Here is a 22796-nt window from a genome sequence, read left to right on the forward strand (position 1 = left end):
AACCAGAAGAACAATCAGATACAACTACAAACTCTGATCAAAAACTTGCTTCAACAGGAACACAAACAGGAAATAACGTTGCCTCAGTGGTATTGTTGTTTGCAGGCTTAGGATTGTTAGGATATAAACGTAGAAGAAATTAATTACTATTAGATTTTACGTTACAATTCATTAATATAGAAAGGGTAGTAAAATTTTCAAATTAATAAAAAGTTGGATTAAATAAAACTATTTTATTAATGTAGTATTTTATTCAAGGTTGTAGATATTGTACAACCTTGAATATTTTTTATGACTTATTTTGAAAAGGAGGGAAAAAGAGAGTGAGTTTTAAATACTCAAAATATAAGATTTTGATGATGATGGTACTTGTATTGACATCTATATTACTTATCTTCAGCAATTTATTCATGTTTATTGAAAAATACTCAGCTATAGCGGAGGATAATAATCAATTTGTGGCATGGAAAAATGATGATAGTGAAATTAGATTAAGTGCAGGAAAAAGTCCAAACAAGGAAAAGTCATCATTGGTTTACTCTATTTTTAGGGAAGAAAAATTTTCTACTTTTGAAGAAAAAGAAAATTTAAATTATTATCAGAAAGTGGCCGAAAAAAATTTATTTAGTTTAGATCAAATAAATAAATTGAAAAAAATTATCTATAATGGCTACGGGAATGAAAGGTTAAGAGGTAATTTAACACAAAATGAATTTCGTGATGCAACACAATATGCTATTTGGTCAATATTTACACCAGAATTATTAGAAAACGAAAACACAAAACTTACTTCAATACAACAACAATTTATAAAAAAAGTATTATCGGAAGAAGATGGAACATTAGAAACACCAGAAAGTCTTCGCTTAAATTTATATCAAAATGAAAAAGGAAGTTTTTTGATTGATAGTCAATTAATTGATAGTGTAACAAATTCGAAAGTTGAACTTTCAAATATTTATAGTACTGTATACGCTCGAAAAGATTGGACTGAATTCGACGATGATAATACAACATTGGAATTACAAAGTAAGACTACAGATGGCAGGTGGGAAACTGCAAATGTAAAAAATGCAAATCAAACGGTAGAAATTACAGAAGAAGGTACACCAAGTAGTATCGTTTGGGAAAATATTCCAGGTTATCCAACGGATTATCGAGTTGTTGAAAAAAAATCTGAGTACAAAGATCTTATAAGTATTTCTGGGAAAGGAACATTAAATGATCCATTTGTAATTTTAAGAACTGTACCAATGAATAGTGAAACAGTTTCTGACAGATTTTTACGTTCAAGTTCAAACTCAACTAGAAGCTCAAAAACAGGTAAGTTTACATTAAAAAAGAGAGACGAGAATGGAAATATATTAGCAGGTGCTAAATTTACATTAGCAAATGAATCAAGTGTTATACAGGAAAAGTTTTCGGATTCTAATCCTAATGGGATTGTCTTTGATAATATTCCGACAGGTACATATACTTTGAAAGAAACGCAAGCACCAGCGGGTTATGAAGTTTTAAAGGATTATTATAGTATTAAGGTTGATCAATATGGAATTGCAACAGCAACATATATACAGGTGGATAGTGAAAGAACCGGATCAGGTTCGGATAGAGCTACAACTTTGCAACCTATATCTGTTCGAACTGCAAAGACATCAGGAGTAGTAGAAGTTACAAATTATAATTTAACATCCACAGATTCTACAACAAATCATAATGGAATAGAAGGTGTTTGGGCTACCAGTGGTGAACTTATTCGTTTAACTTTTGATTTAAAGGTGAAAAGTGATGCTAGACCTGGTGATTCATTCACAATAAAATTAGATGAAAAATTATCGCCAACAGGTATTCGAGAGCGTATTTTACCACCGGTACCTCTTACAGCAAATGGAGAAGTAGTGGCAACAGGTATATATAATGAAGAAAGTAATAGTTTTATTTATACTTTTACAGACTATATTAGGACGCATAAAAATGTTACTTTATCTGCTACATATAACACTTTTGGAGCAGATATTTCAAAAGTGTTAAATACGGGTGAATATACTTTTACTAATACAATCGATGGACAACAACAAACAGCTAAAAAATTCTATATAGACTATGGGGCTTCTAGAGAAATGCCATCAGGTATAAATAAAGGACTTAAGATGAGAAATCAAGTTTCTTATGTGGACAGAGTAAATGGTGTTGTAGAGCGGATTATTTATTTAAATAGTGGGAATACCAGTAATGATGTTGTAAGTAACCTGGGTGTGAATCATAATTTGGAATTAATTAATAATTCAAAAGATTCTACTATCACTAACGTTGAAGTATACAGAGTTCCATTAAGTAAGAAAAGCGAATACATGACGGACAGTATGTCGGGGAAAGTAGATGGGTTAGAAAAGCTTTCCAATGTATACAATACTAATACTCATAAGATACCGATTAATAAAACTGATTTTGATGATAAAGAAACAGGTAAAAAAAATTCAGGACTTTTGATTAAGATAACAGAAAAATTATCGAATTTACGCGGTGAGACCAATATGACAGCTTGGTGGGGATATAATGTTGGTCGAACAGCTGTTGGTGCTAGTGCTAGTGTAGTAGATACAGGTGCATCTTCTTCTGGGGATGCAGAACGTTGGAGTCCAACTATTTCCATGATAAACAAAAAAACTCCAGAGAAGAAAGAATTTTCTTTAAAAATTTTAAAACGTGATGGAGTAGATGAAAATAAAGAAAATCTAAGGGCAACGTTTGGTCTTTATAATGAGGGAGGTAACACTCTTATTCAAGATAAAGACGGGAAAAATCAAACAGGTCAAACAGAAGGTAAAGATAGTAGTCTGAACTTTAAAAATATAAAGCCTGGGACATATACATTAAAAGAAACAACCGCACCTGAAGGATATCACAAAGTTAAGGATATTAAAATAGTTATCGATGAAAATGGTAATATTACTGTTGCTAGTGAAGGAAAAGATTTTGTTTCAATACAAAAAGCTGATAGTGACTCGGTTATTACCATAATTGTAAAAAATATTAAAAAAGGAGAATATCCACAAACGGGTGGTATAGGCTCTCATATATTTATATTTGGAGGAATGTTATTGGTTATAATATCAATTTATAATCGACGTTATCTTCAAAAAAATTAATTAAATAAAATTATTAAGAAGGAAAGAGAAAAATGAGCAAAAAAAATAAAATATTATTATCAACAATCTTACTAACTAGCGTTGTAGGAGGAACAGTAATACCAGCTGTTAATTATACACCGCAAGCAGCACAAGCTGTGTTGCAAGTATCAAAAGAAGTTCCTGCACAAACGACAGTTAATATTACAAAATTAGTAGGATCAAAATTTGATAAAGAGATTTCAAATAAAGACGGAGAAGAACAAACATTAGAAAAATTAAAAGAAGCTTTGGGAACAGATGTAAAAGGTTTAGCCGGGGTGACATTTGCTGCTTATAAATTGCCGGATAACATAACAGAGGATCAAATAAAAGAATTAAAAAATACAAAGACAGAAGAGCAACTAAAAGAGGTTGCGAAAAAACATAATTTAACACTGACGGAAGAACAAACATTAAATGTTACTGGAACAGACGGAAAAACTACATGGACAGTAGATAAAGAAAAATATGGAAAATATATTGTAGTGGAAAAATCTGCACCTGCAGGTGTTTCGAGTGCTTTAGGAGTACCTTTTGTTATGTCGTTTCCTATGTCAGCATCTGATGGCTCTGGATATTTGTCAACAGTAAATGTTTATCCAAAAAATGTGCAAGGTAATGAACCACGTCCAGGTAAAGACGTAGATCATCTAGCAAACAATAATGCTTCTTATAAAATAGGTGAAGAATTTACATTTATTCTAAAAGGAACAATTCCAACAAATATTCAAGACTACGAATTATACGATCTTACCGATGAATTCGACAGTCAATTAACTCCAACATTGGATGGGCTGGAAGCTAAATATGGAACACAAAGTCTTGTTAAAGATACAGACTACACAGTTACATTAACTGGTCAAAATTTCAAATTTTCTTTAACAGAAGCAGGAATTAAAAAAATATCAGATAGTGTTGATTTAACAAAACGTGATTTAGTTTCTGTAGATGGTAGTGATGAAGTGGCTGAAAATACAGATGAAAAACCATTTATTCAAGTTAATGTAAAAGCAAAAATTAACGACAAAGCTACATTAGTAAAAGATATTGAGAATAAAGTAAAATTAGAATTTGATAACAAAAAAGATGGAAATAAAAAACCAGGAACTCCAAAAGAGTCAGAAATTGTAAAAGTTTATACAGGTGGTAAATTATTTAAAAAAGTTGACAGAGATGATAAGACTGCTTTAACAGGGGCAGAATTTGATTTATTAAATGAAGATAAACAACCTGTTATATGGACTGATGAATTAATAAAAGCTAACCAAACAGCTATTACTGCTGGTAAATTTGTAGGGACACCTGCGGTTAATCAACCAGTTAAACTAAAATCGGCAGCTGATGGAACATTTGAAATTTCAGGTCTTGGATATGGTAAAGAAATGACTAAATTCAAAAATGACAAAATTGTAGAAACAGCAAAACAAGCTGGTAATCGTACATACTACTTGAAAGAAACTAAAGCTCCAGAAGGATATGTTATTTTAGCAGAAGACATCAAGTTTGAGGTTGGAGTAGGAAGTACTAACGAAGTACAAGCTATTAATATTACAGGTACAGCACAAGATATTAACAATAGTAAACGTCCACTTATTCCTAATACTGGTGGAATAGGATCCGTTATCTTTATAGTGGCAGGTCTTGGGGTAATGGCGTTTGCAGCATTTGGATTAAAAAAACGTAACAAAGATGCTTAATTAAGTTTTATATAATTTACTTTTTGTGAGTATCACTTAATTTTAGAAATTATAAAATAGTTAAAATATTAGAAAGGTAATGATATGAAAAAAGGAACTCTATTGAATAAATTAGGGAAGTTTCTTGTATTGGGAATTTTTTGTTTTTTAACGAGTTTTTTTACACAAGTTTGTAAGGCAGAAGATACATTAGTTACTATTAAAACGCAAAGTATAGATAGTATAGATAGTCAAAGTTTATATTATTCTTTGTGGGTAATTCCAAAAAATGATAATACGAATAATATAGGTGAACTAAAAGAAAAATTGGATAATGAAAGTACGGAAAATCTAAAAGAGAAGTATGGGCAACCAATTAATGTAAAAGTTAATTCTTCTAATATTAGTCAAATAAAATTAGAAGATGGACTATATTATGCAAGAGCGTATGTACAAGGGAAAACTATAACTGATATTGTACCATTTGTGTTTGAACTTCCATCAAAAAATGAAAATCAAATAACGATTTCTCCAAAAGTTAGATTGCATAGGGGTAATTTAAAAATATTTAAATATGAAATAGTGGCTGAAAACAAAGTGCCATTAAAAGGCGTTCGTTTTTCTGTGTATAATTCAAAGGGATGGCAATTTATAAAATTTAAAAATGGAATATATACAACTGATATGGATGGTGAAACAGTTTTAGAAACAAATGAAAAAGGAGAAATAAATATCTCAGATTTATTACCAGGAAATTACTATTTGCGAGAAGTAGCAAGTTTAGAGGGATTTAAAGTTTTGACTGAGGATGTTCCTGTTAGTATAGTGGCGGATAAGACAGTTGTAAAAGAGGTAGAAAATATTCGTATTCCAACGGATCCTCCGTCAAAAGAAAAAAAATCTTTTTTAGCAAAAACAGGAATACAAACAGGAATATTATTAAGTGTTGTAGGTTTGATATTTTCAGTATTTGCGATAATTTTGGTAAAGAAAAAATATAATCAAGAATAAAAAATATGAAAAAGGGGATGACTCAAAAGTTAAAGAATTTGCAAAGATTAATTAATAGATACTATACTTTTATTTTTAGGTGTAGGCTTTGAGAAAATTAACGACTATTGTAAAATTAAGATTTTGAGTCACTCTCTTTTTTATAGTACAATATAAGGATAGAAAATAGATGAAAAAATATATTGATTTTCGAAAAATATTATTTATATTTATATTTTTAGCAGGTTTAGCAATAATGTTTTTTCCAATTGTAAGTCAGTTTTATTATTATCACGCTTCTCATCAAAAAATAAATGACTTCAAAGAAGGCGTTAGTAAATTGACACCAGATGAAATTAATCATCGAATAGAATTAGCAAAGGCTTATAATACTTCATTATTATCTGCAGAAATCACCTTGATAGATCCATACAGTGATGCACAAAAAGCAAAAGGTAGGCGTGAGTATGGTCGTATGTTAGAAGTTAATGAACAGATTGGACATATTACTATTCCACAAATTTCACAGGATTTACCTATATATGTTGGTACATCGGAACAAGTTTTACAAAAAGGTGTTGGACATTTGGAAGGTACGTCTCTTCCTATAGGAGGGGAAAATACTCATGCCATTTTATCAGCACATCGTGGATTACCTAATGCACAATTATTTACTAATTTAGATAAGATGAAAGAAGGGGATATCTTTTATATTCATAATTTAAAAGAAACATTAGCTTATCAGGTAGATCAAATAAGCGTTATTGAACCTACTGAATTAGAGAAACTAACAATTATTCCTGGTAAGGATTATGTAACGTTACTAACATGTACGCCCTATATGGTTAATAGTCATCGTCTCTTGGTACGTGGATATCGGATTCCTTATGATAAAAAAATAGAAGAAGAGTTGCTTCACGAATCTACTCATTCATTTTATATATATGTTATAATAGCTGTAAGTATTTTTATCTTATTGTTAATGCTATTGTTTATATTGTTGAGGAGAAGAAAGCATGATAAGTAGTAAAGAATATCAGAATAGAAAAAAAAGAAATCAATTTTCTATTTTTATATTTATTTTAGGTATATGTTTGGTATTATTTCCCATTGTTAGTCAAATTTCTTATTTTATCATATCGCATAAGCAAATAAATGAGTTTGAAAAAGAGATTGGTAAAATTAATACATCTGAAATAGATCGTCGAATAGAGCTAGCGAATGCATATAATGGAGCGATAAAAAATGATGGTATAGGAATAAGTGATCCGTATACGAATTTACAACAAGAAGGTCGTACAGAATATGCAAGAATGTTGCAGGTTCATGAACAAATAGGATATGTTAATATTCCAAGTATAAATACAAAAATTCCTATATATGCTGGAAGTAGTGACATAGTTTTACAAAAGGGAGCAGGTCATTTGGAAGGTACATCATTACCTGTAGGTGGAAGTGGAACTCATACTGTAATTACGGCACATAGTGGTCTTCCTACAGCACATCATTTTACAGATTTACATAAAGTTAAAGTGGGGGATGTTTTTTTTATTAGAAACATAAAGGAGATTTTAGCTTATAAAGTGAATTTGATAAAAGTTGTTGAACCTACAGATTTAGAAGAAGTTGCTATAGAAGATAAAAAAGATTATGCAACATTACTGACATGTACTCCATACATGATTAATAGTCATAGATTACTTGTTCGTGGTGAAAGAATTCCTTATATGCCTGAACAAGAACAACAAGAAAGAGGAAGTATTCTAAAAAGTTCATTAATACAATTAATTCTTATTCTATTAGCATTATTAAGTTTTATTCTAATTGCAGTGTGGATTCGTAAAGGAAAAAAGTGTAAAAGAAGTGTATAATTAAAATGAAAATACTTGAAAGTGACTCGGAAATTGATTTTGTTGAGTCACTCTCAAGTATTTTTTAAATTTTTTTCTCAATAATTTTATATAAAACAAATGCTATTGTTGAGCAAAGGAACATAGCTATAGCACTTGAGTAGAAAATATTGCCAATTCCTACTAATGGAGAAACTATCCCTCCAAAAAAGAATTGAACAAATCCTAGAAATGCTGATGCACTTCCTGCACGTTTTCGTTCTAATCCCATAGCGATTGCAGAACCTGATGGAAGAATAAATCCAAGACCAAGCAATAAAAGGAAAAATCCAATTTCAATAAATAAAAGTGGTAATGTAGTGATTAATGCTATACCTAAATAGGCACTAGTTACTAACATTAAAGTTAATCCTACATTAATACTTTTCTTTTCTTTGAAGTTTCCGGCAGTTCTACTACCTATTACTATTGCCAATCCGTTTAAAGCAAAACATAAACTATATAAAAATGGAGATAGTTTATAATGTGTTTGTAAGATAAAAGGAGAGGCTGCGATATAGGCAAACATAGCGGCAAGTGCAAAACCTTGAATTAAAACAAGTGTAGTAAACAATTTATTTTTGGAAATAGAAATAATCGTCCCATAAGTTTTTAAAATAGGAAGATTTAGTCTTTTCTCTTGTTTTAAAGATTCTACAAATTTGAAAGAAAAGAATATAAGTATTATTCCAATAATCGCCAATGTAATAAAAATTCCTCGCCAATCAGTAAATTGAAGTAGTAAACTACCTACAATAGGAGAAATAATAGGAGCCAGACCGTTTACTGCCATAAGAAGAGCAAAAAATTCTGCCATTTCTTTTCCACGATATAAATCAGTAGAGACTGCTCTTGAAATAACAACAGCACCAGCAGATGAAGCCCCTTGAATAAATCGTAAAATAATCATTGCATAGATATTAGGTACAACAATAATAGCTAGTGTACTTATTAAATAAATTATAAGACTTATAATTAGAGGTTTTTTTCTTCCATACTTGTCACTAATAGGTCCGATTAATAACTGTCCTAATGCAAGACCAACCATACTTCCTGTAAGTGTTAATTGGATAGTAGATGTATTAGCCCCAAAGTATTCACTCATAAATGGAAGTGCGGGCAGATAAAGATCTGTAACGAATGGTCCAAATGCAGATAAAGTTCCTAAAAACAGGACCAAAAATAATTTTGAATTTTTTTTGAGTGTCATAACGACTCCTTTCATTTTTTAATCAATATTAGTCGATTATAACATAAATAAAATTTTTTCGTAAGTAAGAAATTTTAAATAATAAAAATAAAAAAATTTTGATTTATCAGTAATAAATATAATTTTAAATTATATTTATTTTTAATGTTTTTTAAATTTTAAATTTTAATTTTAGTTTGAAAAATTTAAAAGATAATAAGTTTGGAAAATTATTATAAATTATATTATAAAGAAAAAATTTTGAATTTGAATTTATTTATATCTGTTCTATATAAATAAAGTACATGTAATTATTTAATATTGAATTAATATCTATCCTATTGACTGATATTTAACAAATATTAAAAGATATTTTTATAAATATAACATCTGTAGTTCTAAAGATATACTTTTCTGTATTATTTATTGTTAAGATTAAATTTAAGTGTTATAATATAGTTATCAAGAAAAAGGAGAAAGTGAAATGAAAAAAAATAAAGAAAAATTTAAGCATCCTAAGGGATTATGGTTGGTAAACACTATGATGGCAATTCAAAGTTATGCATCATATGCTACATCAGGGTTTGTTATTCTGTTTTATACCTATTCAGTAGCACAAGGTGGGTTAGGATTGAATAAGTCAGATGCTGGTGATTTATATGCATATTTAGGAACTATTGGTTCACTTTTACCACTTGCTGGAGCATGGATAACAGATAGATATTTAGGAATGCAAAGAGCCATAAAGTGGGGGATTTTATTTAATTCAATAGGTATGTTATTTATAGCATACAGTCATGGTAACTTTTTTGTATTTATGATAGGGATATCTATTAATCTAATTGCAGGATCATTCTTTAGAGGAAATCTTACAGCATTAGTTGGAGAACTTTATACAAAAGACCAGGCAACTATGAAAGATGCTGCTTATAGTTTGTTCTACATGTTTGTAAATATTGGAAGCTTGCTTGGACCAATTGTAGGAGGACTTATTTATCAAGATTGGGGAGCTACAAAAAATGCAGATGGCTCAATAGCAACTTATGGTTTTAGCACTGCGTATCTAATGGTTTCAATTTGTTTATTTATTACATTTTTAATGTTTCAATTTCTAGCTCCAACGTTTTTAGGAGATACAGCTAAGTATCCAGTAGGGAAAAATAAAAACGAAAGTGCTGCTGAAAATAAGGAAGATCTAAAACTTACCAAATATGATAAGGGAAGATTTGTGGCGATGGCTATTATCTTTATTTTCTCAACAGTGTTTTGGTCAGCATATTTCCAAACGCAAAGTACGATTACATTAATGACTGATGAATTAGTTAATTTGAATATTTTTGGATTCAATATGCCTTTAACTTGGTAAATATCATTTAATGGTTTCCTATGTATAGTTTTAGCACCAGCATTTGGTTGGTACTGGGTTAAACGAGCAGAAAGTACTAGGGGTGATTGGAAAGTTGGAACTAAAATGTCACTAGGTATTATTCTAACAGGTGTTGGATTCTATATTTTTGTTTTAGGACTTAAGAGTTTAGGTGGAGTAGTAGATGGATCAGTTAAAATGCATCTTGGATATATTTTAGGTGGATATTTTATTTTGACAATTGGAGAACTTTTGGTTTCTCCTATAGGGATGGCATTATTTAGTAAACTTATGCCGAAAAAATATTCGGCGATGTCTATGGCAATTTTGTATTTTACTTATGTAGTTTCAACTTGGGTATCAGGAAAAACTGTTGGCTTAACTGAAACTTTGGGTTATGAACAAGTATTATTATATATCGCTATTATCATGGGAGTTTTAGGAGTTATTTTATTTGCAATTACTAATCCATTAGAAAAACTTATGGCTTTGGATAAACTTGGAAAAGAACATGAAGAAGAATTAGAAGAAGTGTAATTTATAGAAAACATAAAATATAGAATAAAAAGGAATAAAGGAGTAAAATCTTACATAGTTTAGTTTGATAATTTTCAGAATAGAAATAAGGTGAAAACATTCAGAATTGCTAGGATATTATCACTAAAGTTTGCTTGAGAATCAATATATGTTTTTTATTCCTTTTTAGTTTAATGATATAAACATATGAGGGAGCGGATTCTACAAAATTGATTTTTACGAAATCATGATTTTTGAGCCGCTCTTTTTTTCAATCAGTTTTAAAATCAATATTATCTATCTTTTTGATAAGTTGTTTATTGACAAATCTATGTAATGTATAGATATATACGGAATAGCTAAACAATAACAAAGTAGCGAGAAGCGTTAGTTTGTTATTGTTTAGAAATACAAAATTTATAATCATAACAATTAGATAAAAAAGGATAAATATAGAGAATCTGATTTTATTTTTTTTTAGCCAATTTTCATATTTTTTTCTTAGTTCTGTCCTTTTTTGTTCAATGGTTGTCATAGAGATGCTCCTTAAAGTGTTAGTTAAATTATAACAAAATGAAAATAAAGGTGCAAATGTAATCCATTATACTTATTAGTATTGATAGAATGCGGCTATATATGGTATAATTAAAGTTGCCAGATTATACATAAGTAGGAGGTAATATGTCTTACACAAGAGATTATATTTTTGAGAAAATTATAGAAAAATTGCCTACTTTAAAAATTCATGAAAGACGTGAAAAAGATAGTAGTGTCTTTATTTTAGAATATGAGAAACGTCATGCAAGAATTGATATAGATAGTTTTATCCGAAGACTAGGTGATGTTAAAACACAGAAGAGTGATAAAAAAGTAGAGGAGTTTATTTACTATATCGTGCAAAATTTCAAGGCACAAGATGGGGTTATTTTAGATAATATAACTAAAGAAGATTTAGTAGATAATATATATCCAATAGTTCGTTCAAGTGGTTTTGATAAAGACAATAAAAATAGTTTAATAAAATATGAACATACTAATGAGACAAATGTATACTTAGCCTATGATTTTAAAAATGGATATAAATTGCTTAATGAGGAGTTAATAAAACCTTTTGGATTAGGATATGAAGAGTTATTTTCATTAGCTAAACTAAATTTAGAGAAACTACCTTTAAAATATAATTTGGATGAAGTAGCAGGAAATAAATTTTATTTTCTAAATGCTAAAGATGGTTATGATGGAGCACGTATTTTAGATAAAAAACTCTTGGATTATTTTTATAATAAAATAGGATCAGATTATTACATGGGACTTCCTCACCAGGATACACTTATTATAGCAGATATAAAAAATAAAAAAGGTTTAGAAATTTTACAAAAAATGATGGTTCATTTTTTTACAGAAGGATTAGTTCCTATAACAACAATAACATTTAAGTATAACGGAAAAGATATTGAAAGTTATTTTATTTTTGTAGATTAGTTGTTATGTTATTTAGAAAATTTAAAGATACAATAGGAGTATAAAATTATGTTATTTTTTTACAATAAAAAGATGTTAGGAGAAACTCTACTTATAACAATTCAAAATAGTGATGATATTACTTTTGAGAATAAGAAAAATATTACGATGTTAAAAGATAAAAATGGAATTTTAGTGGGGTTAAATATTTTTAATGTAGAAAATTTGAAACTTAGTGGAGAAGGTAATATTGATTTGACTGAAGAACAAAAAGAAATATTGCAAAAAAGACTAGAAAAAAACGGAATAAAAATTGATTTAGAAGGTAATAATGACGACTATTTTGTTGTAGGAGAGGTCAAGACATGTGAGAAACATCCAGATGCTGATAAGTTATCAGTTACAATGGTAAAAGTAAGTGATGAAGAAGTTTTACAAATAGTTTGTGGAGCTAGTAATGTAGCGGCTGGTCAAAAAGTAGTAGTTGCCCTTGTGGGAGCAATGATGCCTAGTGGACTTTTAATAAAAAAATCAAAACTTCGTGGTGTAGAATCAAATGGAATGCTTTGTTCAAGAAGAGAACTAGGATTACCATATGATGAAGAGATTAAAGGAATTTTAGTTTTAGATAATAGCACAGAGCTAGGAATTAAGTTTAGAGATTTGAATATTAAATAAAATTCTAGAACGTAGGAGGTGATAGTATGGTTAATTGGAAAAAGTGGTTTATAGAAGAGGATGAAGATGAAGTATTTGAAGAGAGTAATTCTTCAGTAAAAGGTGAAAAAGGTAGTAAATCAGGTGAAAGACAGTCTTTACAAAGAGAAAAAATTTCTGATAAAGAGCGTTTGACAAAAGGGGACTCTCTTAGTAAAGAAAATGCTGAGGATGCTGGAGAATTTGATATTGAGTTTTCTTCACAAAATGATAAAGAATTAGAGAAAAAAGAAATTAGTCAAGATAAAGAGATCAATATAGATGACTATGAAGTTACAGAAGATTTTGACGTTGAGTTCATTGATGAAACAGATGAAACAGCTAAGGATGAGGGATTTTTTGGGAGAATAAAAAGTTTATTTAACAGTAATAAGTTAAAGAATTTTGATGAAACGGAAGAGATCGCTCTTGAAGAAGATGATGAAAAAGAAGATTATAAGACATACTTGGAACGTCAAAAAAATCAGAATAAGAAAAACGCTGTTGATGAAGAAGAAATAGAAGAAAAAAGAAGCGGATTTTTAGAGTTACTGAAGAGACTTAAAGATAAGATGTTTGAAGTATCTGATAAGGATATCGAAAAAGAAAATATTGAAAAAGAAAACTTAGACACTTTGCTTGATGAATTACATGAAGATAATAAAGAAAGTGTTACTTCCAATGAAGAAGTAGTTGATGTTCTTGAAAATGAAAAAGATAATGAAGAAAAATCACATGAAAAAGATAGATACCTGAGAATAGAAAATATTAATCTTGAAGATTTTGAAGAAAAAGAGAATACTTTTGAAGAAAAAGAAGTAAAAGATACTGCTAATTTAGATATTACGTTAAAAAAATTAGGAGTAGAAAATGCAGAAATAAGGGATGTTGATATCTTTAGTGATAAATCTGAACGTAGAACGCATCCAACCCTCGCAGCAGTCAGAACAAAAAGGTTAAAACAAGATCACAAAATAGAAAATTTAGGAACTGATGTTACTTTAGAAAAAGATACCGCAGGACTAAAAGAAGAGATAGCTAATACGTACAAAGAAAAAACTTCAAAACAAGATAATTATCAAGAGCATGAGTCAAAACATAAGCTAGAGCGTAAAAATCTAAATGAAGATTTTAATGCACGTCAAAGAAGAGAAGATAAGATTGAAAAAGGCATAGTTTCGCATCACGAAATTGATAGTAAGTTAGATGAAATTTTTGATGATATCCGAGAAAAAGAAACTCAAGCTAAATTAAAAGAAATTCCAGAATTAGAAGTAAGAGAATTAGATACAGAGGCACAGCGCCGAGAAAAATTAAAATACACTTCTGTTGATGATATATTGGAAGGTACAGATGAACTCTTTGAAGATGATATAGATAAAACTAGCAAAAAAACTGTGGGTGAACGTTTTGAAGAAAATATAGATGCAACGGAAGAAGTGGAGAACTTTAGAAGAGATCTTTACCATGATAAGGAAGAAATCAATTTAGAAAAAACAAACTTGGATGAGTTAATTGAATCTGAAAATATAAATCTTTTAGATAGAAAAGAGGGAACTTTATCAGAGATAGAAAACTTAAATACTAATTTGGAAGTTCTAAAGCAACAAAGAGATGAAGAACAAGAAATAGAAGAAGAAAATATCGATTTAGTTGAAAAAGTAGCACATATTGAGGATATAGAAGTAGAAGATTATGAGCAAATAAAAGAAGCTAAAAAAGATATTTTGGATGGTTATAGTGATTATCATCTTGATGAAGAAGAGATTCTTGCCCTAGAGGAACAAAATCAAATTGAAGAAACAGCAGATCACATTGATATAGATAGTTTGACAAAAGATATTGTACCAAATTCTAAGAATGTAAGACTGAATAATGATGTGGATAAATTTATTGAAGAAAAGACAGTTTCTCAAGAAATATCGGATAAAAGAAAAGAGATAAGCGAACTTTCAGAAGAGCATGAATCACAAAAACCAGAGTTGGAAGAAGAGACTGAACAACAAGGTATAGAATATACTGAAAAATTATATACTGATGATGTCTATAGTTATTTTGATAATGACAAAGGTACAACTTTAGGAGAATATAAAACTATAGATCGTGGTTATAGACCAGTAAGTAGAGAAAAAATAGAAAATAATCAAAAAATCCTTGAGGCAATTTTTGAAAAATATTCAACAAATGGTTTGTCAACACCTAAAAAAACAGTGACTTCAACCATAATGGAAACTGATACTATCACTCCAAAATCAAGAAATATTGGAAAATTCAAGCCTTCCCCAGTATACTCTTCAGTGTATGGTTCTGGCCCAAGAGGAGATAATAGGAGTAGAAGAAATTTATCTACTGGAAAAACTGTAAATAATAAAAAACAAAATGCTTCATCAAATGCAAATATTTACAAAGAGATAGCTTCTCAAGAGGAAACGGTTTGGAATATAGGTACTGCTAAAAGAGTACCTAAAAATAAGGTGAAAAGTAAAAAAACAAATAAATAAGGTAATAGAAAAAAGGATATTGTATTTTTTATAATATCCTTTTTTCTGTGTATTTAAGTGTTATAAATCTATTATGGTTTTGTTTGGGTTCATTTTATTAACGATAGTTTCAAACAGTATAATACTAACGACATTCAGCATCAAACGAGAACGAATTTTTTTTCTAGTTTTTGGTGCATCATAAACGTTTATAACATGGTCACTCATCTTAGCAAGTGAGCTAGAGCTTAGGCTAGTAACTGATAAGATTTTTGTACCATTTTGTTTGGCGGCTAACAGATTTTCATTAAGATTATTAGAAGCACCGCTTAATGAAAAAGCAATTATTACGTCTTTATCAGTGGAAATTTCGGGGATTCTTTTCATAGAATATGGTTCAAAATAGTCATTAGACCATAGATCGATTAGTTTTAGTTTCCTATTGAAATCTGCCATAACCATGTAACTAGAACCACTTCCTACGCAAAATATTCTGCGGGATTTTATTATAGTATCAGCGAATATTTCAAAGTCTTCTTGATTTAAAATAGACATCGTTCTTTGAAATTCAACACTAAGTTGTTCTTTAAGACGGTTAAAATTTGAAGATGAGGTTTCTTCCTTGTTTTTGACCAGTTCTTTATTAAGACGTAAATCGTATTTTAAATCTATAAAAGTGTTATAGCCAAGTTTTTTGCATGCACGTATAACGGTGGATGATGATACTAAAACTTCTTGTTTAATTTCTTTAAGTGTGGTACTTTCAACATTGGGTTGTTTCATTAAGAAATCTATTACTTGTTGTTCAGAAATAGATAGTTTATCATAGTTTTGTTTTAAATTATCAAAAAACATAAGTTCACCCTCCTAGAGTAAAATTTTTATTTTGAATAATTATCATTAAGTATAATATCATAAAAAAATGGAAAAGAAAAGTTATAACATAGGGAATAATTCAACTTAGTAAAATATTACTCTTTTAGTAAAAAGTTACAATGATAGAAAAATTTATACAAAATGAGAAAAATCGTTTTCAAATCTGCTATAATATAGGTACAAAATAAAATAAAAGGAGAAAAAGTAATGAAGAAAAAAAATAAATTCGTTTCTGCTTTTGAGCAGTTCGGACGTTCTTTCTTATTACCAGTATCTGTGCTTCCTGGTGCAGGTATAATTAAAGGTATTGGTACTGCATTTAGTAATACGAATACTTTAAAAATGTTTCCTGCATTAAATAATTCAGTAGTGCAGTTTATTATGAAATTCCTTATTGCTTTAGGTAATACGGCATTTGATAACTTACCTATAATTTTTGCAGTAGGTGTTGCGGTAGGTCTTGCTAAACGTGAAAAAGGTTCGGCAGCTCTATCTGGTTTATTAGGATTTATGGTTTTACATTATGTATTGAATTTCCTACTAAAAGAAAGTGGTAAGTTAATTAATACTGGAAAAATGTCAAGTTCAGAAGCAAAATTAGCTTTGTCGAATGCAATGCAAACAAAAGTTCTTGGTATTCAAACTATGGACTTAAGTGTGTTTGGTGGTATTATCGTTGGTATTGTTGTTTACTTCGTTCATAAGTGGGCGGTAAAAGTTCAACTCCCAACAGTTGTTGGATTCTTTAGTGGACCAAGATTTGTACCTATTGCGACTATAGTTATAATGGCGGTAGTTGCAAGTGGATTATTCTTTATTTGGCCTCCAATTCAAAAAGGAATTAGTATGTTGTCAGTATTCATTCTTAAATCTGGTCCGATAGGAACGTTCCTTTATGGATTAGTAGAACGTGCATTGCTTCCATTTGGTCTTCATCATGGACTTAACTGGCCAGTTCGTACAACAGAATTAGGTGGTGCGTGGACAATAGGTGGTGAACGTGTAGTGGGTACTATTAATGCGTACTTAACATCACTTGCTGATCCTAATGTAACAAAAGTAGATCCAAGTATTACTAGATTTAATGGTGGTAAATTCGTTTACTTCATGTTCGGTCTTTCTGGTGCAGCTTATGCAATGTATAAAACTGCTGATGTTAAAAAACGTAAAATGGTTGGTTCATTATTATTCGCAGCAGCAGGGACATCATTCTTAACTGGTATTACAGAACCAATAGAATTTACATTCTTGTTTGTTGCACCAATTTTATATATTGTTCATGCATTTTTAGCAGGTACTGCATTATTTGCAATGCATATGTTAGGAGCAGGTGTAGCAACACCGACTGGACATGGTTTTATTAACTGGATAATTTATGGTGTTCTTCAAGGACCAAAAACTTCTTGGTGGTTAGTACCAATTGTTGGTGTAGTTTACTTCTTTATTTACTACTTTGTATTTAGATTTATGATTGTGAAGTTTAACCTTAAGACACCAGGTCGTGAAGAAGGAGAAGAAGTTCGCCTTTCAAATAAAAATGAAGCGCGTGCTAAATATGGGGTAGAAATTGCAACTATTGGTAAAGAAACTCCAAAAGAAAATAAAGAAGAAGTATCAACTGATGAAATTATGGAAACTGTACCTAAAACGAAAGAAGGAGTTCACAAACAAGCTGTAGCTTTAGTTGCTGCACATGGTGGACCTGATAATATTGAAGCAGTGGATGCTTGTATTACAAGATTAAGAATAAATGTAAAAGATAAAAGTTTAGTAGATCAACAAACTATAACAACAAAATTAGGAGCTATGGGATTTGCTGAAAGCGATATGCAAATGCAATCTATTTATGGGGCTCACGCTAATGTATTGAAAATGGAAATTCAAGATATGCTAGGTATGGAGGAATAGGTTTATGAAATATTTGTTTGTTACAGACTTAGATGGTACTTTCGTTAAAGATTCAGTATCAGTAGCAGAAGAAGATTTGAATGCATATTACAGTGCCAAAAAATATGGAGATTTCTCCGTTGCAACTGGGCGTTCTGTTGAAGAAATCAAATATATTTCTCAAGGTAATAATTTAGATGTTACACATATGATAGGATTTAATGGAGCGGTCGTAACACAACAAAACTCTGTAATATTTAAAAAGTTTATTCCAAGTGAAACCTTAGAGAAAATTTTTAAATATTTGAAAGAGAATAAACTTATTTTTGATGCATTAGATGGTGTGCAAAGGATAGGAAATTTTCAACATGAAAAAACAGATAGACTTTGGAATATGAAACTTATCTGTGAAGAAAACCCATTTAAATTACTAGAAGGAAAAATAATTTATAAAATAAATGTTAGACCTTCCAGAGAAGAATTAAATAAACACTATGAGAAGATGAAAGAGTTATTTTCTAGTGTTGAGATTTATAAATCTGGTGCGACACGTTTGGAAGTAACTGCAAAAGGAACTTCCAAAGCTAGCGGAATTAATCTTATAAAAGATGGTTATGATTATGTAGTAACTTTGGGTGATTCAGGTAATGATGTAGCTATGTTCAAAAATTCTGATATTTCATATTGTATGCAAAAAGCACCAAAAGAAGTTCAGGATGAAGCAACTCATGTAGTAGAAAACTTTGCACAAGCAATAGAACATTTTGAAAATAAATATGGGAAATTAAAACAATAGTAGATAAAAGATTTATTTTCAAAACAACAAAAACCAAAAAATTTAAATTTTGGTTTGTCATAAAAGAGGTTATAATTCATAAAATATAGTAAATTTCATAATGAATTTACGTATTTTACCTTTATAATTACACAACAAAAATTTCTAAAGATGAGCTATTAAGAGTGAAACTAAAGTTTCCTCTTAGGCTCATTTTTTATTTGTTAAGAAGAAAAGTGTTTAAGAATTTTTTAATGTGATATCTACAATAAAAAATATTGACTTGGAGTTTACTTTAAGGTATATACTTTATACATATTAAAAAGTAAAAGAGGATTGATAATATGAAAAATTCAACGAATTCAATATTGTTTTTAATTATTTTAGGTGGATTTATGGCATTTTCATCTATTGCTACAGATATTTATTTGTCTGCTATGCCTACTATACAAAAACAATTAGGAGGGAATGTAGAATTTACCATTACAGGCTTTCTTATTGGTTTTATGATTGCACAATTATTTTGGGGTGTTATTAGTGATAGAATCGGAAGAAAGATTCCCTTAACCGTAGGAACAATAATCTTTATATTAGGCTCAATAATTTGTGCAATTAGCCCTAATATGAGTAGTTTATTTATAGGAAGAATTATTCAGGCATTAGGTGCTTGTGTTGGACCTATGCTTAGTCGAGCGATGGTTAGGGATTTATACAGTAGTAAAGAAGCTGCTAAAATGTTATCAACTTTAATGATAATAATGGCGATAGCACCAATAGTAGGTCCGTTGTTAGGTGGGCTACTTTTAAAAATAGGTTCATGGCGATTGATTTTTTGGCTAGTAGCATTTATAGGATTAATTATGTTAGTTTCTGTTAGATTTTTGCCGGAAACTTTAAGAAAAGAAAATAGACATCATGAATCTATGAATATTGCTTTTAGACATTATATAGAGCTTCTTACACATAAAAAATTCATGCTATATACATTAAGTGTTACATTTTTTTATGTTGCAGCTTATGCATTTATAACAGATTCTTCAAAAATTTATATAAATTATTTTAATATAAAACCTGAATATTATGGTTTTTTATTTGGAATTAACATAATAGGTTTAGTTATTGTAAGTTCTCTAAATAGATTTTTATTGAATAGATTTACTATAGTTAATTTGCTAAAATTCGCTACTAGTTTTGCATTTTTAATCTCGTTATTATTAGTAATCTGTGGGGTAGGAGATATTGGAGGTATTTTAGGAATAATTATTCCTATGTTTCTAATTTTTAGTATGAATGGGATTATTGCGGCATGTAGCAATGCTGCGGCATTAAATAGGGTTCGCGGAACTATTGCAGGTTCTGCTGCTGCGCTAATTGGTTCTTTGCAATATGGTAGTGGGATAATTTCTTCAATTTTACTAGCGATTTTTTCAGATGGTTCACCTAGTGTTATGGTAATAATTATTTCAGTATTTACTTTTTTATCGGCATTGATGGTTTGGTTTGTTAAAGAATAAGTCATAAAATAGAAATTTATAGGGTTTAAACTTAAATGTGAGAATTTGCTTTTTTAAACAACAATCCCAAGAGAATTTTCTTGGGATTGTTAATGCAATTAATATTTTTCTAAGATTTCACTACGTGTTGCAGAGATTAAATATAAAGATCCTGTTATAAGGAGTATTTCATCATCTTTTAAGTTGGGGATTAAATTTTTTAGTGCTTGTGAGTAATTTTCGAAGTTTTCTATTTTTGTGTCATTAAAACTAGAAATTAGATTCTCTAAATTGGATTCTTTTATTTCGATAGGTACTTTAGTAATGAAAAACTCTGCGGGGATAGTTTTTAACTTTTCTATCATATCTTTGTAATCTTTATCAGAAAGTATACCTAGGAGAATTTTCAGTTTAGGAAATGTTTGTTTATTTAAATAATTTACTAGACTATCGATTCCATCATTATTATGAGCACCATCTAATAAAATATTTTCTCGTATCCATTCAAGTCGACCTGCCCAAGTCGACTTGGAGATTGCATTTTGAATATCGTTGTTAGTTATTTCGATAATATTTCTATCACGTAGATTAAAAAGTGCGGCTAATGCCAACGAGCAGTTATAAATTTGATGTTCACCAATCATTTTTGTAGAATACTTTTCTCCTCTAAAACTAAAAGTATTGCCATGAGAGTTAATAGAATCTATAGTTATATTTTCTACATCCAGTATATCAAGTTTTGCATTTTTTTCTTCACAAATATCTTTTATAACTTTTATGACATTGTTATTTGCTGGATAAATAATAACATTATCATTTTCTTGTATAATACCGGCTTTTTCATAAGCAATTTTTTCTAAGGTGTGTCCAAGAATATTAGTGTGATCCAGTCCGATTTTGGTAATTATAGATAATAGTTTTTCTTTAAAAATGTTAGTAGCATCAAATTGTCCCCCCAAACCAACTTCCATAATAACAAAATCACATTGTTCTTTATTAAAATATAGAAGGGCAACAACGGTGATAACCTCGAAAAAAGATAGATTATCGGTTGAATCAGAATTGTTTTCAAAATAAGTTTTTTGAACAAGTTTGAATAGTTTGAAAGCTTCTCTATAAGAAATAAAATCATCATTAATACGAATACGATCGTTAAAGCTAATCATGCCTGGACTAGAATAGAGTCCAACACGATATTTAGTTTTTAATACATCTTTTAAATATGACGAAGTAGAGCCTTTTCCATTAGTACCAGCAATATGAATAACCTTTAAATTTTTTTCAGGATTGTTAAAAAGTTTTAGTATTTTTTTCATTCTGTGAAGACCTAGTTTCATTCCAGTGCGCTCTATTTTATAAGAAGAGGTAATAAGAAGTTCTTCACATACACACTCTAACGCATAGGAAGTAAGATCATCTTGTGGTAAGGATTCTAAGTGTACTATAAGATCATTAGGTTTAAATCTATCAAAAAGTTCTAAAATATTATTTTTATCTTTTATATTATTTTTTTTCAAAAAATCTTCAAATTTTAATTTGTATTTCAAATCCATAAAAACTCCATATTAATTTTATACATTTAATTTTATAACATGAGAATGAAAAAGTAAAGGTAATTATAAGTTTTAATTTGGAGTAGTATGAGAAATAGAAAAAGTTAATAATTATTTATATTTTAATTTGAAATTTTCTAGAACTTTAACTTTGTATAAGGTAAATACTATACAATAATAAGCAAGACAATATCGCTAGAACCTCTTATGTGTGGACATAGAGGGGTATAGCGGGAAGTATGCAAGAGAAACTTAAGTTTTAATGCCTATAAGAGAGGTAGAGAATTTAGGATCTCACTGTTAATAATATTTTTTTCATAAATAAAGGCTCATCTTTTGATGAGCCTTTCTCCTTTTTTATAAAATCTATTTTTAATGTATAATAAAAGGATGTACCTAACCTAAAAATTTGATATTTTCAAGTTTTTACTTGATTTTCTCGGAGTTTTTATTTTAAGATTATAATAAATTAGAGAGTGAATACATTGAAAATAATCTCATAATTTTGCTAAGTTATGGAATTAAATTAACAAGTAAAAATAAATATATATAGATTAAGGCAAAAAGGATATGGTTACAAAAAATTATCAAAACTGTATAATATAATTAAAAGTAAAATAGAATTATGATTAGGTTAGCTCAATAAAAGATATTAATCAAAGGTAAAAACGGCTACTATTCACCTCAACTAAAAGAAAAAATAATAAATGGATTTATTTAGGCTACTTAGACATTCCTTAAAAGTTCTTTTATGCAGAATTATGCTTATAGTTTTGCGA

General features: G+C 29.3%; 16 protein-coding genes. 13 read left to right on the forward strand and 3 right to left on the reverse strand.

Annotated features, from left to right (window positions below; genetic code table 11):
* The first annotated feature begins 323 nt into the window (after window positions 1-323).
* From H612_RS0108735 to H612_RS0108755, 5 genes are all read left to right on the forward strand, one after another.
* Complete coding sequence (locus H612_RS0108735; protein WP_027131081.1) at window positions 324-3149, forward strand: SpaA isopeptide-forming pilin-related protein; 2826 nt, start codon at window positions 324-326, stop codon at window positions 3147-3149.
* Window positions 3150-3181: 32 nt separating this feature from the next.
* The gene (locus H612_RS0108740; RefSeq protein WP_027131082.1) at window positions 3182-4867 is read left to right on the forward strand and encodes a SpaH/EbpB family LPXTG-anchored major pilin; all 1686 of its coding nucleotides are present in this window, start codon (window positions 3182-3184) and stop codon (window positions 4865-4867) included.
* Between the two features lie 84 nt (window positions 4868-4951).
* Window positions 4952-5857, forward strand: a complete 906-nt coding sequence (locus H612_RS0108745) for a prealbumin-like fold domain-containing protein (RefSeq protein ID WP_027131083.1) — start codon at window positions 4952-4954, stop codon at window positions 5855-5857.
* A 169-nt stretch (window positions 5858-6026) separates the two neighbouring features.
* Window positions 6027-6863, forward strand: a complete 837-nt coding sequence (locus H612_RS0108750; RefSeq protein WP_027131084.1) for a class C sortase — start codon at window positions 6027-6029, stop codon at window positions 6861-6863.
* Window positions 6853-7707, forward strand: coding sequence for a class C sortase (locus H612_RS0108755; protein ID WP_027131085.1), 855 nt, complete (start codon window positions 6853-6855; stop codon window positions 7705-7707). Before H612_RS0108750 ends, H612_RS0108755 begins: the two co-directional genes overlap by 11 nt.
* Before the next feature lie 64 nt (window positions 7708-7771).
* Here the strand turns inward: H612_RS0108755 and H612_RS0108760 are convergent, their stop codons facing one another.
* Window positions 7772-8935, reverse strand: a complete 1164-nt coding sequence (locus H612_RS0108760) for a multidrug effflux MFS transporter (RefSeq protein WP_027131086.1) — start codon at window positions 8933-8935, stop codon at window positions 7772-7774.
* Window positions 8936-9398: 463 nt separating this feature from the next.
* On the opposite strand from H612_RS0108760, the gene H612_RS10325 reads away from it, so the two are divergent.
* The 5 genes from H612_RS10325 (at window position 9399) to H612_RS0108785 (ending at window position 15454) form a co-directional block, all read left to right on the forward strand.
* The gene (locus H612_RS10325) at window positions 9399-10280 is read left to right on the forward strand and encodes an MFS transporter (protein WP_245570477.1); all 882 of its coding nucleotides are present in this window, start codon (window positions 9399-9401) and stop codon (window positions 10278-10280) included.
* Window positions 10281-10817 (forward strand): POT-type proton-dependent oligopeptide transporter, encoded by a 537-nt coding sequence (locus tag H612_RS10330; RefSeq protein ID WP_281170310.1) that lies wholly within the window; start codon window positions 10281-10283, stop codon window positions 10815-10817.
* Window positions 10818-11477: 660 nt separating this feature from the next.
* The gene (locus H612_RS0108775) at window positions 11478-12278 is read left to right on the forward strand and encodes a DUF1444 family protein (RefSeq protein WP_027131088.1); all 801 of its coding nucleotides are present in this window, start codon (window positions 11478-11480) and stop codon (window positions 12276-12278) included.
* A 48-nt stretch (window positions 12279-12326) separates the two neighbouring features.
* Window positions 12327-12935, forward strand: coding sequence for a YtpR family tRNA-binding protein (ytpR, locus tag H612_RS0108780; RefSeq protein WP_027131089.1), 609 nt, complete (start codon window positions 12327-12329; stop codon window positions 12933-12935).
* A 26-nt stretch (window positions 12936-12961) separates the two neighbouring features.
* A complete protein-coding gene (locus tag H612_RS0108785) occupies window positions 12962-15454 on the forward strand; it encodes a V-type ATP synthase subunit I domain-containing protein (RefSeq protein WP_027131090.1) in 2493 nt (830 codons plus the stop codon).
* Window positions 15455-15514: 60 nt separating this feature from the next.
* Here H612_RS0108785 and H612_RS0108790 read toward each other — a convergent pair whose 3' ends face one another.
* On the reverse strand, window positions 15515-16288 hold the full coding sequence (locus H612_RS0108790; protein ID WP_027131091.1) for a MurR/RpiR family transcriptional regulator: 774 nt from the start codon (window positions 16286-16288) through the stop codon (window positions 15515-15517).
* A gap of 228 nt (window positions 16289-16516) precedes the next feature.
* Here H612_RS0108790 and H612_RS0108795 point away from each other — a divergent pair, with 228 nt between their 5' ends.
* The 3 genes from H612_RS0108795 to H612_RS0108805 all read left to right on the forward strand — a co-directional run bounded on the left by H612_RS0108795 (window position 16517) and on the right by H612_RS0108805 (window position 20485).
* Window positions 16517-18217: a PTS transporter subunit EIIC gene (locus tag H612_RS0108795; RefSeq protein WP_027131092.1), complete on the forward strand. Its 1701-nt coding sequence runs from the start codon at window positions 16517-16519 to the stop codon at window positions 18215-18217.
* Between the two features lie 4 nt (window positions 18218-18221).
* Complete coding sequence (locus H612_RS0108800) at window positions 18222-18992, forward strand: Cof-type HAD-IIB family hydrolase (RefSeq protein WP_027131093.1); 771 nt, start codon at window positions 18222-18224, stop codon at window positions 18990-18992.
* A 323-nt stretch (window positions 18993-19315) separates the two neighbouring features.
* Window positions 19316-20485 carry a multidrug effflux MFS transporter gene (locus H612_RS0108805; RefSeq protein ID WP_027131094.1) on the forward strand — a complete coding sequence of 390 codons (1170 nt, stop codon included), beginning with the start codon at window positions 19316-19318 and terminating at the stop codon, window positions 20483-20485.
* 98 nt (window positions 20486-20583) lie between these two features.
* On the opposite strand, the gene H612_RS0108810 is transcribed toward H612_RS0108805, so the two are convergent.
* On the reverse strand, window positions 20584-22017 hold the full coding sequence (locus H612_RS0108810) for a bifunctional folylpolyglutamate synthase/dihydrofolate synthase (protein WP_027131095.1): 1434 nt from the start codon (window positions 22015-22017) through the stop codon (window positions 20584-20586).
* Between the last annotated feature and the right edge of the window lie 779 nt (window positions 22018-22796).

Source organism: Gemella cuniculi DSM 15828, assembly GCF_000425665.1.
In the GTDB taxonomy this organism is placed as follows: Bacteria; Bacillota; Bacilli; order Staphylococcales; family Gemellaceae; genus Gemella; species Gemella cuniculi.